A 14274-nucleotide genomic window follows, 5' to 3' on the forward strand; every position below is an offset into this window, starting at 1 on the left:
TTACCCCTCCATTAATAATAATTCTGGATTATTTAATAAGCGTTTAATGTGATTCATTGCATTTTGTCCAGTAGCACCATCAATTTGTCTGTGGTCAAAGCTTAATGATAATGATAATACTGGAGCTGCAATGATTTCACCGTCTTTTACGATAGGTTTTTGAGCAATACGGCCAATACCTAAGATAGCTACTTCTGGGTGGTTGATAACTGGAGTGAACCATTGTCCACCAGCTGAACCGATATTACTGATTGTGCAAGTTGCACCTTTCATTTCATCAGATGTTAATTTACCGTCACGAGCTTTAACAGCTAATTCGTTAATTTCATCTGAAATTTGGAAGATAGATTTACGATCTGCATTTTTAACTACAGGTACTAATAAACCTCTTTCAGTATCAGCTGCGATACCAATGTTCCAATAATGTTTGTGTACGATTTCGCCAGCTTCTTCATTGAATGAAGTGTTAAGTGCTGGATATTTTTTAAGTGCAGAAACAAGTGCTTTAACAACGTATGGTAAGAATGTTAATTTAGTGCCTTGTTCAGCTGCGATTTCTTTGAATTTCTTACGGTGATCCCATAAGTCTTGAACATCAATTTCATCCATTAATGTTACGTGAGGCGCAGTGTGTTTAGAGTTAACCATTGCTTTCGCAATTGCTCTACGCATTGCTGGGATTTTTTCAGTTGTTTCAGGGAAGTCGCCTTCTGGAACTGATTGAGTTTGTGGTGCAGAAGTTTCTTCAGATGTTGAAGCAGCTGCGCTTTCATTTGAAGCTGATGCAGCTTGAGCACCGCCACCATTTAAGTGGTTATCAATGTCTTCTTTAGTGATACGACCATTTTTACCTGATCCAGCTACAGCTTTGATGTTAACGCCTTTTTCACGAGCGTATTTACGAACAGATGGCATAGCTTTGATTTGTCTATTTTCATCTACTTCTTCATCTTGTGAAGCTGATGCTGCTGGAGCTGATGTTTCTTCAGCTTTTGCTTCTTCTTGAGCTGGTTCTTCTTTAGATGAAGAATCGTCGTCATGACCACCTTTGAATTGCATTTCTTCAGCGTCAGGTGCATCAATTTTAACGATAACGTCACCTACAACTGCTACAGTATCTTCGTCAACTAAAACTTCTTCTACTGTACCACTTACAGGAGATGGGATTTCAACTACAGATTTATCGTTTTGAACCTCTGCTAATACATCATCTTCTTCAATTGTATCTCCGGCTTTAACAAACCACTTTACAATTTCACCTTCGTGGATACCTTCACCAATGTCGGGTAATCTAAATTCAAATGCCACGTTCTTGTCCTCCTAAGAATTTCATATTCATCTTTAAAAATTTATAACATAGAGGTAGGACAGAATAATTTAAATGTTCAAATCACTTAAAATTATTATGCCCTAACGCTCTAGTTTCTACTTAATTATTCACACTTAGAGTAAAAGTAAACATTTAGCTTACTTTCTTTCTATTAGTCAGCAACTCAACTGAGTAAACAAATATTATTAAAATTCTAAAGTAGCTTTAGCTTTTTCAATAATATCATTTTTGTTTGGTAACCAAACATTTTCAGCTTGAGTGAATGGGTAAACTGTATCAGCAGCAGCAACACGTGCGATTGGTGCTTCTAATGAAAGAATTGCACGTTCAGCTAATTCAGCAGCTACAGTAGCACCAACACCTGCTTGACGTTGTGCTTCTTGAACTACTACAGCACGACCAGTTTTTTCAACTGAAGCAACTAAAGTATCGATATCGATAGGTTGAACAGTACGTAAGTCAATAACTTCTACTGAGTAACCTTCTTTTTCTAATTCTTCTGCTGCTTTTTCAGATTCTTGAACCATTGCACCGTAAGCGATTAATGTGATGTCATTACCTTCTTTTTTCACATTAGCTTTTCCTAAGTCAATTGTATATTCTTCTTCAGGAACTTCTTCACGGAATGAACGATATAATTTCATGTGTTCTAAATATACAACTGGGTCATTAGATCTGATAGCTGAAAGTAATAAACCTTTAGCGTCATATGGGCCAGAAGGAATTACTACTTTAATACCAGGTGATTGAGCTAAAATACCTTCTAAGTTATCTGCGTGTAATTCTGGAGTGTGTACCCCACCACCAAATGGTGCGCGGATAGTTACAGGTGCTACTTTAGAACCACCTGAACGGAAACGTGTACGAGCGATTTGACCAGCAACTTCGTCAAATACTTCAAACACGAAACCAAGGAATTGGATTTCCATTACAGGACGGAATCCTTCAACAGTTAATCCAAGTGCTAAACCACCAATACCTGATTCAGCTAATGGTGTATCGAATACACGGTCTTCACCGAATTCTTTTTGTAAACCTTCAGTTACACGGAATACACCACCGTTAACACCAACGTCTTCACCGAAAACTAATACGTTTTCGTCATTTTGCAATTCAGTTTTAAGCGCATTATTAATCGCTTGAACCATTGTCATTTGTGCCATGGCTTATTTCGACTCCTTCTCTTTGTAAATTTCATATTGTTCAGCTAAGTTTTGAGGCATATCTTCGTACATGATATCCATTAAGTCAATAACTGTTTGTTTAGGAGTATTGTCAGCCTCTTTGATAGCTTTCTTGATGTCGTCTTTAGCACGTTCAATAACTTCGTTTTCTTTATCTTCGTTCCATAAACCTTTGTTTTCTAAGAATTTTCTGAAACGAACTAATGGGTCTTTTTTCTCCCAATCTGCATCTTCATCTGAAGTTCTGTAACGAGTTGGGTCATCTCCAGCCATTGTATGTGGACCATAACGGTAAGTCATTGTTTCGATTAATGTTGGACCTTCACCATTTACTGCACGGTCACGAGCTTCTTTTGTAGCTTGATATACAGCTAATGCATCCATACCATCAACTTGGATACCAGGGATACCTACTGCAATAGCTTTTTGAGCTAATGTAGTTGCAGCTGTTTGTTTACTACGTGGAGTTGAAATTGCATAGTTATTATTTTGGATAACAAAGATTGCTGGAGCTTTGTAAGCTGAAGCAAAGTTGATACCTTCATAGAAGTCACCTTGTGAAGAACCACCGTCACCAGTATAAGTGATAGCAACAGCTTTTTTACCACGTTTTTTAATACCGAATGCTACACCGGCAGTTTGGATGTATTGTGCACCGATAATAATTTGTGGACTGAATGCATTAACGCCTTCAGGGAATTGGTTACCTTTGAAGTGACCTCTTGAGAATAAGAAAGCGTCAGTTAAAGGTAAACCATGCCAAATAATTTGTGGCACGTCACGGTAACCAGGTAAGATGAAGTCTTCTTTTTCTAAAGCGTATTGTGAAGCTAATTGTGAAGCTTCTTGTCCAGCTGTTGGAGCGTAGAAACCTAAACGTCCTTGTCTGTTTAATGAAATAGAACGTTGGTCAAGAATACGTGTCCATACCATTCTTTCCATTAATTCTACTAATTGTTCATCAGTTAAATCAGGTACTAAGTCTTCATTTACGACATTACCATCTTCGTCTAAAATTTGAACCATTTCAAATTTCGACTGAGTATCATTTAATACTTTTACTGCATCGAATTGGGCTTGTAACTTAGGAGCCATTCAATTCACCATACCTTTCCCATATAATAGAAATTCATTTTATCCTCTCATAGTGTACCACAATTTATTAGTACTGTTAAATAATTTAATAAAGTTCTGTATTACTAAAAAAGATACAGTTTTTAACAACTGTATCAGTCTTTAATACTATACTGTATTAATCATTCAATTATTTAAGATTATCGACATCTTGTTTTTCTTTATTTACAGCATTCATTGCTTTTGAATAAGCTTTAAATTTACTTTGGAAATCTTTTTGTGCTTTATTTAGCGCGTCATTTTTATCGTCAACTTGTGATTGCGTTATACCATCTTTTTTAAGTAATTCAAATAAATCTTTTTCTTTGCTTAGTACGTTTCTATATGATTTCGCATATTTATCATGAGATTTATACTTATCTTTAATCGCATCATCAAGTTGCTTAACTTCTTTTTTCTTATCATCATCTTTAATTTCTTTTATATGTGATTCGCCTTTTTTAAATTGCTTTTCAGAGTCATCAAGTGTAGAAACTTCTTTATCAAACGTTTTTTCTCTTTGTTTAATATTATCAAGAATATCGTCAGCAGCTTTTTTACGAGTACTTTCATTACTACTGTTTGCTTTTTTATATAATCCTTGTTTCTTTTCTTCAAGTGAATTTAATTTTTTGCCTATGCTATTAATAGATTGCTCTTTATCAAATGCCTTTTGAACATTTTCATCATACGCTTTTACTTCTTTTTTATCTGTCGTACATCCGGCTAATAAGACAGTTGAGGCTGCTACAATAGCAAATGTTTTACGTAATTTCATTCATGTTATCCTCCTCATAGTCATTCGCTTGTAATAATATAGAAAGATAGTTTATAAATCAAATAAAATCAGATAATATACTTAACTATGTGCAATCTGTTATATTTTATTATAAGGAAGGTGTATGACATGTTAACAATGAAAGATATTATTAGAGATGGTCATCCTACGTTACGCGCAAAAGCTAAAGACGTAGGTTTGCCTCTATCTGACGAAGATAAAAATACATTAAATGAAATGCGTGAATTTTTAATTAATAGTCAAGATGAAGAAACTGCTAAAAAATATGGCTTACGTTCTGGTGTTGGATTGGCAGCCCCTCAAATCAATGTTTCTAAAAAAATGATTGCGGTTTATTTACCAGATGATGGTGAAGGAAAATCTTATGATTATATGTTAGTTAATCCTAAAGTAATGAGTCACAGTGTCCAACATGCTTATCTACCTACTGGCGAAGGTTGTTTGAGTGTTGATGAGAACATACCTGGTTTAGTGCATAGACATTATAGAGTAACAATTAAAGCATTTGATATTGATGGCAAAGAAGTTAAATTGAGATTAAAGGGCTATCCAGCAATAGTATTCCAACATGAGATTGATCACTTAAATGGTATTATGTTTTATGATTACATTGATAAAGATAATCCACTAATTCCTTTACCAGATTCAGTAGAGGTCTAAATGGTATAGTGTTAACAGGACTTATGGTGTTACGTAATATGTAAACATCGTAAGTCCTTTTCATTTTACTTATTTTTAAATATTAAGGAATTCTTACTTATTTGATAGTATTTGTCTACTCTATCTATGTTAATGAATGTACGTATAGGTATAAACTGCTTTATTTATTTATATACATAATGTAAAATGAATAGTAACTGAAATCTTAGTATCATACTAATTTTCAAACAATGAACGACATTAATGATTACCTATAAGCAACCTTAAAAGTGTCTTATATTTAAATTAGTTCACTTTTAATAAGAACAAAGCTCATAATTCAATTTATGTTTACTAATGATAGAACGCATTTCTACGTTTTAATCAACACAAATGTAAGTCATATAAATCTTAAGTTGATAAATGAATGGCATATCTGACGCAAAAGCTTTGATTCATTAAAGTTGTTACGTATAGGTCTCAAATTAATATATTCAAATTAAATGATTAAAATCTAGGAGGAACTATCCAATATGGCAGTATTTAAAGTATTTTTCCAACATAATAAAAGCGAAGTAATCGTTCGTGAGAATACAAACACAATTTATGTTGAAGGCGAAACAGAAGAACAAGTAAGACGTTATTTAAAAGACCGCAATTACAATATTGAATTCATTACTAAATTAGAGGGCGCACATTTAGAATATGAAAAAGAACACTCTGATCACTTCAATGTGGAGAATGCTCAATAATGAAGCAATTACATTCTAATGAAGTAGGTGTATATGCTCTAGGTGGTTTAGGTGAAGTTGGTAAAAACACTTATGCCGTTGAGTATAAAAATGAAATCGTCATTATTGATGCTGGAATTAAATTCCCTGACGATAATTTACTAGGAATTGACTACGTAATTCCTGATTACACTTACTTAGAACAAAATCAAGATAAAATTGTCGGTCTGTTTATTACTCATGGACACGAAGACCATATAGGTGGTGTGCCCTACCTATTGAAGCAAATTAATGTACCTATTTATGGTGGTCCATTAGCTTTAGGTTTAATACGTAATAAATTAGATGAACATAATTTATTACGTAATGCGACACTAAATGAAATTACTGAAGATACAGTGATTAAATCTAAACATTTTGCAATTTCATTTTATCTTACTACACATAGTATTCCAGAAGCTTATGGTGTTATTGTAGATACACCTGAAGGTAAAATTGTTCACACTGGTGATTTTAAATTTGATTTCACTCCTGTTGGCGAACCAGCAAACATTGCTAAAATGGCTGAATTAGGTAAAGAAGGCGTATTGTGCTTATTATCAGATTCTACAAATGCCTTAGTGCCCGATTTTACATTAAGTGAACGTGAAGTTGGACAAAATGTTGAGAAAATTTTCCGTAACTGTAAAGGACGAATTATATTTGCGACATTTGCATCAAATATTTATCGTGTGCAACAAGCTGTTGAAGCAGCAATTAAATATAACCGCAAAATTGTTACATTTGGTCGTTCAATGGAAAACAACATTAAGATTGGTATGGAGCTAGGATACATTAAAGCACCACCAGAAACATTTGTAGAACCAAATAAAATAAATAATATTCCAAAACACGAGTTACTTATTTTATGTACAGGTTCTCAAGGTGAACCAATGGCCGCATTATCGCGAATTGCCAATGGTACACACAAACAGATTAAAATTATTCCGGATGATACAGTTGTATTCAGTTCATCACCTATTCCTGGTAATACTAAAAGTATCAATCGTACAATTAATGCTTTATACAAAGCTGGTGCTGATGTCATCCATAGTAAAATCTCGAATATTCATACATCAGGACATGGTTCTCAAGGGGATCAACAATTGATGTTACGTTTAATTCAACCTAAATATTTCTTACCAATTCACGGTGAATATCGTATGTTAAAAGCACATGGTCAAACAGGTATTGACTGTGGTGTTAACGAAGATAATGTCTTTATTTTTGATATTGGTGACGTACTAGCGTTAACACATGATTCAGCACGTAAAGCTGGTCGTATCCCTTCTGGTAATGTCTTAGTTGATGGTAGCGGTATTGGCGATATCGGTAATGTGGTTATCCGTGATCGTAAATTACTATCTGAAGAAGGTTTAGTAATTGTAGTTGTAAGTATTGACTTTAATACAAATAAATTACTTTCTGGACCAGACATTATTTCACGTGGATTCGTTTACATGCGTGAATCTGGTCAGCTAATTTATGACGCACAACGTAAAATTAAAACTGACGTTATTACAAAACTAAACTCCAATAAAGATATTCAATGGCATCAAATTAAATCTTCAATTATTGAAACACTTCAACCATATCTTTTTGAAAAAACAGCTCGTAAACCTATGATATTACCTGTAATTATGAAAGTGAATGAAGATTAATCTATAAATAAAATGCGCTAAAAGTCATGTTTCATTGAACATGATTTTTAGCGCATTTTTTTATTATATTGAATTACGAGTTAACTTTAACGGACAATTTTCTTTTCAAAACGATTCAAGTCGTTATCATGTCCAATCATGATGAGAATATCCCCAAATTCAATATTCATACTTGGATCAGGTGACACAACAATGTCTTTACCACGCTTTATCGCGATAATATTAATCCCGAATTGTGCTCGAATATCTAAATCGATGATAGATTGACCTGTCATCTTCTCACTTGCCTTTAATTCAACTAAAGAGTGTTCATCTGCCAATTCAAGATAGTCTAATACACTTGCACTAGCCACATTATGCGCAATTCGACGTCCCATATCACGTTCAGGATGCACTACTGTATCCGCACCAATTTTATTTAATATCTTCGCATGATAATCATTTTGAGCTTTTGCAGTAACCTTCTTAACCCCTAATTCCTTTAAAATTAAGGTAGTCAAAGTACTCGATTGTATATTCTCACCAATAGCAACGATGACATGATCAAAGTTACGTATGCCTAAACTTTTCATTACAGCTTCATCAGTAGTATCAGCTACTACAGCATGTGTAGCAATGTCACTATATTCATTAACACGTGCTTCGTCTCTATCTATAGCCATAACGTCCATATCTAATGCATTCAGTTCACGTACAATACTACCACCGAAACGCCCTAATCCTATAACAACGTATTCTTTCTCCATTAATCAGATACCCCTATCCTTTAAAAACAAAGTAAAAGCCGAGATAATATCACAATACTTTTAACTGATAACCAGTAAAAAACATTGATGATTATTATCTCAGCTCCCTTCTACATCTAAATTATTTTTTGCCTTCTACATATGCTTTATCGAAAACAAATAATCTCAATAATAATATTAACGATGGAACTAATAAAAGTAAACCTAAAATAAATACGATTACTAATGCTAAGCCCATTGAAGCATTAACACCCGAATCTGACATCTTAATATAAGGATATAATAAATAAGGTAACTTACTCATACCATAACCGTAAAAGGCAAAAGCCATTTGAAATACGACCATGATGAAAGCTAAGCCATGTTTTTTCTTTATAAAATTTAAAATACCTGCGATGATAAAACAAATTAAACTTAAAGCAAACATCCACCAATAATTTGTTATAGCACTATAAAAATGATCTGCATTTTGAATTCTCAATGATAAGAATACAAATAAAGAAATAATTATCATTGGAGGTCCCCAAAACATAAACCATTGTCGCATATATTTATAAGCCACTTCATCTTTAGCCTTAGCTGCATAGTATGTTAAGAATCCTGACGAAATATATAACACACTAGTAATTGCTAAGAATACCACAGCCCATGCAAATGGACTAAGGAATAATTGGAACCAATCTAAATCGAAGTGGGAACCACGTTCTGTAATGTAACCACCTTCAGAAATAGTTAATACTGTAGCTAATGACGCAGGAATTAAAAGTCCTGTTATACCATATAAAAATATCCATGGCAATTTCGTATCTTGGCCGTAATGTTCAAAAGCATAGAAACTACCTCGAATTGAAATTAATATTAATGCAATTGAACCTGGGACTAATAATACTGTTCCCAGATATAAGGCAGAGTCAGGAAAGAACCCTACAAAACCAACGAAAAAAAAGACGAAGAAGACATTTGTAACTTCCCAAACTGGATTTAAATATCTTTCAACTAAATGATTTATCTTTTTCTCTTCTCCAGTTAATTTCGTATGCAATGTAAAGAAACCAGCTCCAAAATCAATTGAAGCTATAATGATATATAGAAATAGGAATGTCCACAATACAGTAATACCTATACCAATATAAGCCATTAGTTTTGACCCCCTTCACCAATTACTTTGTCTACATCATCTTGAGCAGGTTTATTTTTAAACATACGTAGTAATACATAAGCTGATGTAAAGAGTAACACTAAATATAATAATCCAAATAGTATTGTTACGAGGGTTATACCACCTGCTTGAGTAGCAGCTTGGCTCACACGCATATATCCTCTTACAATCCATGGTTGACGTCCCATTTCAGTTAAGAACCAGCCAAATTCAATAGCTAATAATGATGCTGGACCAGTAAGTAAGATAGCATATAGCATACCTTTATGCATATGAAATTTACGTAATTTTTTAATGAACATACTTAAGACAAAGGCACCTGAAATGATAAAGCACAACACACCCATCGAAACCATTAAATCAAAGAAATAATGGACAATCATAGGTGGTAAATCATTTTTAGGAAAAGCGTTTAACCCTTTAACCTTAGTGTTAATGTTATTATCTGCTAAGAAACTAAGCATTCCAGGGATTTTGATTGCCCCTTCAACTTCCTGTGTTTTTTCATTTAAAACACCGAAAAAGACTAAATCTGCTTTTGACTGTGTATCAAAATGCCATTCATAAGCAGCCAATTTCTCGGGTTGAACTTGGTGTAAGAACTTCGCTGACATATCTCCTGCTAGCATCGATAATAATGTTGATAATAATCCAACGATCATTGTCATTTTCAAAGCCTTTTTATGATATTCTGCATCTTTACTATATTTGTTTTTCAACAGTTTAAACGCAGCTATAGATGCTAAAATAAATGCCATTGTCATTCCTGCTGTCGCAACTACATGGAAGGCTCTTACTAAGAAAGATGGATTAAACATTGCTTCAAATGGTTGAACATTTACCATTTTGCCATGTTTCATCTCAAAACCTGCTGGTGTATTCATAAATGAATTCACAGATGTAATAAAGAAGGCTGAGAAAGATCCCCCTATAATGACTGGGATACTAATAATAAAATGTGTCCATCTATTTTTGAAACGATTCCAAGTATATAAATAGATACTTAAAAAGATAGCTTCAAAAAAGAAGGCGAAAGTTTCCATGAATAATGGTAATGCGATAACATGGCCACCCATTTTCATGAATGTTGGCCAAATAAGTGAAAGTTGCAACCCAATAATGGTACCAGTTACAACCCCTACTGCTACTGTAATTGTATATCCTTTTGACCAACGTTTAGCTAAAGCTATATATTTAGGATCCTTATTTTTTATGCCTAAAAATTCTGCAATTGCAAACATTAGTGGCATACCTACCCCAATTGTTGCAAAAATGATATGTACTGCAAGCGTCATACCAGTTAGGAAACGGCTAATTTCAACAGAATCCATGTATTAATCACCTTTTCTTTATATAAAATTAAAAATTCGATAGACTTAAATTATATTATGTTAGATTTTCAAACTAAATCCTTTTGCTTAGATTTTAAAAAAATTTTACAATCTTTTTCACATAATATTCACAGTTTGCAATTCTGTCATAAATTATTTATAGTAATTTTCAGGATTACAGTTAAATAAAGGAGCGTACCCGAGTGTCAAATATTACTATTTATACACAAAACGATTGTCCTCCTTGTACATTCGTTAAAAATTATTTGAATGACCATCAAATTAACTTCACCGATAAGAACATTGAAAATCATCAATATCGTTCTGAAATGATTGATTATGATGCTTTTGCAACGCCTTTCATTCTATTAAATGATGAACCAATGTATCATGTGGATTTAGATAAAATCAATGAAGTTTTTAATATACAACATTAAGATGATTACAATATTTAAATTATTCATTATTGTAGCATTCATAAATAAGCACCCACATCTTTCGTACAAAATGATGTTGGGTGCTTTTAATAATATCAATAAAAAAAGGATGTGAGATAGAATTCATTTCGAATTCATTCTCACACCCGAATAAATGACAAAACTTGAGAAAATTTATATATAACCATCTTCTTAGTTTAGTCAACAATTGCAACTTTACAGTATAAATATTTATTTAGAAATGTTATTAACTAAATCTTGAACCTCTTCTTGAGTCGCACAATTAATTGCACGATTAGCTAATTCAGCCATTTCATTTTTACTTAAACCATTGATTTGTCTTCTAGCTTTTAAGATAGAAGTCGCACTCATAGAGAACTCATCTAATCCTAAACCTAGTAATAATGGAATCGCTGTTTCATCTCCAGCCATTTCACCACACATACCAGTCCATTTACCTTCTTTGTGAGAAGCCTCAATAACTTGCTTAACTAAGCGTAAAATAGCTGGATTGTATGGTTGATATAAGTATGAAACGCGTTCTGACATACGGTCAGCTGCCATAGTATATTGAATTAAATCATTTGTACCTATACTGAAGAAATCAACTTCTTTAGCAAAGATATCTGCTAAAGCAGCAGTTGATGGAATTTCAACCATGATACCTAATTCGATTTCATCTGAAACATCGTGTCCATCATTTTTAAGATTTTCTTTTTCTTCTAATAAGATAGCTTTAGCATCACGGAATTCGTTGATAGTCGCTACCATTGGGAACATGATATTTAATTTACCGTAAGCAGATGCACGCAATAATGCACGTAATTGTGTTCTGAAAATATCTTGTTGGTCTAAGCATAAACGGATTGCTCGGTAACCTAAGAATGGATTCATTTCTTTAGGTAAATTTAAATATGGTAGCTCTTTATCACCACCGATATCTAACGTACGAACCACGACACGTTTATCTTTCATAGTTTCAAGCACTTTTTTATAGGCTTCAAATTGCTCATCTTCTGTTGGCATTTGATCTCTACCCATATAAAGGAACTCAGTTCTATATAAACCGATACCTTCAGCACCATTTTCCATTACGCCATATAAATCATCAGGTGTACCAATATTAGCAGCTAATTCTGCATGTTCACCATCAATTGTCACTGTTTCAGCGTCACGTAATTTTTGCAATTCTTTTTTATCTTCAAAGAATCGTTCACGTTTATTTTGATAAGCAATCAACTCATCTTCTGTTGGATCAACAATGACATCACCAGTCGTACCATCGACGATAACCATATCACCTTGTTTTACTTCTTTAGTAACAGTTTTAGTACCAACTACCGCAGCAATTTCTAATGAACGACTCATAATTGCTGAGTGACTTGTACGTCCACCAATGTTCGTAACGAAGCCTTGAACAAATTCTTTGTTTAATTGCGCTGTATCAGAAGGAGTTAAATCATTACCTACGATAACAACACTTTCATCAATCATACTTGGGTTTGGTAAGTCTACACCTAATAGATGTGCTAACACACGTTTAGATACGTCTCTAATGTCTGCAGCACGCTCTCTCATGTATTCATTATCCATTGATTCGAAAATAGTGATAAATTGCGTAGTTACTTCGTTAAGTGCTTCTGGCGCACTTACTTTCTCATTAGCAATTTTATCTTCGATAGGTTGAATTAACTCTGGATCATCAAGAACTAATAAATGTGCATCAAAAATAGCAGCTTTATCAGGACCTAATTGTTTCTCAGCATTATTTCTGATTTTTGTTAATTCAACTTTAGAAGCTTCTAACGCATTTCTAAATTTTTGAATTTCAGCATCAGTATCAGTGACTTTTTCATTAGTGAATGATAAATCAGGCTCTACTAATAAATAAGCTTTAGCAATTGCAACACCGTCAGATGCTGCAATACCTTTAATTAAGTTTGACATAATTATTCAGTTAAACCTTCTTTAGATAAGACATCACTGATAGCTTGAATTGCGTCTGCTTCGTCGCTTCCGTCAGCATAGATAGTGATTTCAGCATCTTTACCTACACCTAAACTCATAACACCCATGATTGATTTTAAGTTAACTTTTTTGCCGTTATATTCTAATTGAATATCTGAATCAAATTTTGATGCAGTTTGAACTAACATAGTTGCAGGACGTGCATGAATACCTGTTTCGTCAATAATTACATATGATTTTTGTTCCATAATCTATTTCTCCTCCGCAAAGTTAGAATATTCAAATTTGTCATAATCTAACATAATTTTATAACATAACACTACCAAAATATATTAACAAATTCAATTCTAATACATTGAAAATACTATTATACTGGTCGTTTATACGAATAAACAAGTGTTTTAAATTGTTATATCACGAATCCATACTTCAATATGCATTAAATCACATATTTTAACTTACTTTCCTTTTTTGGAACCGATTTAACAATTACATTGTTAACTATACGTATTAGACAAATTATTTCTAACTATTTTAGTATAGGCTTTATCTACAAGCTCACTTTAATTATACTACAACATTTTTATTTTAAATAATATCACGAAGTACTTTTTCACATTTTTCGATATGATCTCTTCCAAGTTTATTCATAAAATAATAGCTAATTGAAGCTGATACTGCTTGACCCACGAATGGGAACCATTTAGTTTGCTTAGCTGCAGCACGTTTAGCCATATCTCGAATAACCACTTTTAATACTGCACTAGACACCTTTTTACCGATGAAAGTACTACCTTGAATAGCTGCTGCTGCTAAAATACGTTCTCTCAAATCATCTCCAAGCGTATTTACTTGTTTATGATCTAAACCATAAATTTTATTAACATCTTCGATAATATCTCTCATTAATTTAATATCCACTCCAAAATCCAACCCTGGAATAGGTACGACACTCATACTTGAAGATAATAATGATTTTTTCTTAACGATTGATTCAGCTTTTGCTCTTCTCTCAGCTATTTCTTCTTGTGATGTAGGTAGGTTACTTTTTTCTTTAATTTCCTCAATATTAAATACTCTGTTACCTACTTCATTTGTAACGCCATTAGTAAATTTATTCATAATGCCCATTTAAAG

14 protein-coding genes are annotated in these 14274 nt (G+C 33.2%); 4 read left to right on the forward strand and 10 right to left on the reverse strand.

Annotated elements, in window-relative coordinates:
- The 4 genes from HYI43_08740 to HYI43_08755 all read right to left on the reverse strand — a co-directional run bounded on the left by HYI43_08740 (position 1) and on the right by HYI43_08755 (position 4405).
- Entirely contained in the window at positions 1-1308 is a 1308-nt protein-coding gene (locus HYI43_08740) for a 2-oxo acid dehydrogenase subunit E2 (protein ID UDI78632.1), read from the reverse strand.
- A gap of 207 nt (positions 1309-1515) precedes the next feature.
- Positions 1516-2493, reverse strand: a complete 978-nt coding sequence (locus HYI43_08745) for an alpha-ketoacid dehydrogenase subunit beta (GenBank protein UDI78633.1) — start codon at positions 2491-2493, stop codon at positions 1516-1518.
- A 3-nt stretch (positions 2494-2496) separates the two neighbouring features.
- A complete protein-coding gene (gene pdhA / locus HYI43_08750; GenBank protein UDI78634.1) occupies positions 2497-3609 on the reverse strand; it encodes a pyruvate dehydrogenase (acetyl-transferring) E1 component subunit alpha in 1113 nt (370 codons plus the stop codon).
- A gap of 169 nt (positions 3610-3778) precedes the next feature.
- Positions 3779-4405, reverse strand: a complete 627-nt coding sequence (locus tag HYI43_08755) for a YkyA family protein (GenBank protein ID UDI78635.1) — start codon at positions 4403-4405, stop codon at positions 3779-3781.
- 129 nt (positions 4406-4534) lie between these two features.
- On the opposite strand from HYI43_08755, the gene HYI43_08760 reads away from it, so the two are divergent.
- The 3 genes from HYI43_08760 to HYI43_08770 all read left to right on the forward strand — a co-directional run bounded on the left by HYI43_08760 (position 4535) and on the right by HYI43_08770 (position 7496).
- Positions 4535-5086 (forward strand): peptide deformylase, encoded by a 552-nt coding sequence (locus HYI43_08760; GenBank protein ID UDI78636.1) that lies wholly within the window; start codon positions 4535-4537, stop codon positions 5084-5086.
- 512 nt (positions 5087-5598) lie between these two features.
- On the forward strand, positions 5599-5817 hold the full coding sequence (locus HYI43_08765) for a DNA-dependent RNA polymerase auxiliary subunit epsilon family protein (GenBank protein ID UDI78637.1): 219 nt from the start codon (positions 5599-5601) through the stop codon (positions 5815-5817).
- Complete coding sequence (locus HYI43_08770; GenBank protein UDI78638.1) at positions 5817-7496, forward strand: ribonuclease J; 1680 nt, start codon at positions 5817-5819, stop codon at positions 7494-7496. The genes HYI43_08765 and HYI43_08770 overlap by 1 nt, the downstream gene beginning before the upstream one ends.
- Positions 7497-7582: 86 nt before the next feature.
- Here the strand turns inward: HYI43_08770 and HYI43_08775 are convergent, their stop codons facing one another.
- The 3 genes from HYI43_08775 to HYI43_08785 all read right to left on the reverse strand — a co-directional run bounded on the left by HYI43_08775 (position 7583) and on the right by HYI43_08785 (position 10732).
- Positions 7583-8242, reverse strand: coding sequence for a TrkA family potassium uptake protein (locus HYI43_08775; protein UDI78639.1), 660 nt, complete (start codon positions 8240-8242; stop codon positions 7583-7585).
- A 121-nt stretch (positions 8243-8363) separates the two neighbouring features.
- Positions 8364-9380, reverse strand: coding sequence for a cytochrome d ubiquinol oxidase subunit II (locus tag HYI43_08780; GenBank protein ID UDI78640.1), 1017 nt, complete (start codon positions 9378-9380; stop codon positions 8364-8366).
- Positions 9380-10732, reverse strand: a complete 1353-nt coding sequence (locus HYI43_08785) for a cytochrome ubiquinol oxidase subunit I (GenBank protein ID UDI78641.1) — start codon at positions 10730-10732, stop codon at positions 9380-9382. Before HYI43_08785 ends, HYI43_08780 begins: the two co-directional genes overlap by 1 nt.
- 203 nt (positions 10733-10935) lie before the next feature.
- On the opposite strand from HYI43_08785, the gene HYI43_08790 reads away from it, so the two are divergent.
- Positions 10936-11169 (forward strand): glutaredoxin family protein, encoded by a 234-nt coding sequence (locus tag HYI43_08790; protein ID UDI78642.1) that lies wholly within the window; start codon positions 10936-10938, stop codon positions 11167-11169.
- 231 nt (positions 11170-11400) lie between these two features.
- Here HYI43_08790 and ptsP read toward each other — a convergent pair whose 3' ends face one another.
- From ptsP to HYI43_08805, 3 genes are all read right to left on the reverse strand, one after another.
- Positions 11401-13116 carry a phosphoenolpyruvate--protein phosphotransferase gene (gene ptsP, locus HYI43_08795; protein ID UDI78643.1) on the reverse strand — a complete coding sequence of 572 codons (1716 nt, stop codon included), beginning with the start codon at positions 13114-13116 and terminating at the stop codon, positions 11401-11403.
- A gap of 2 nt (positions 13117-13118) precedes the next feature.
- Entirely contained in the window at positions 13119-13385 is a 267-nt protein-coding gene (locus tag HYI43_08800) for a phosphocarrier protein HPr (GenBank protein ID UDI78644.1), read from the reverse strand.
- 340 nt (positions 13386-13725) lie between these two features.
- Positions 13726-14268: a DUF697 domain-containing protein gene (locus HYI43_08805; GenBank protein ID UDI78645.1), complete on the reverse strand. Its 543-nt coding sequence runs from the start codon at positions 14266-14268 to the stop codon at positions 13726-13728.
- Positions 14269-14274: the final 6 nt, after the last annotated feature.

The organism is Staphylococcus taiwanensis, assembly GCA_020544305.1.
In the GTDB taxonomy this organism is placed as follows: domain Bacteria; phylum Bacillota; class Bacilli; order Staphylococcales; family Staphylococcaceae; genus Staphylococcus; species Staphylococcus taiwanensis.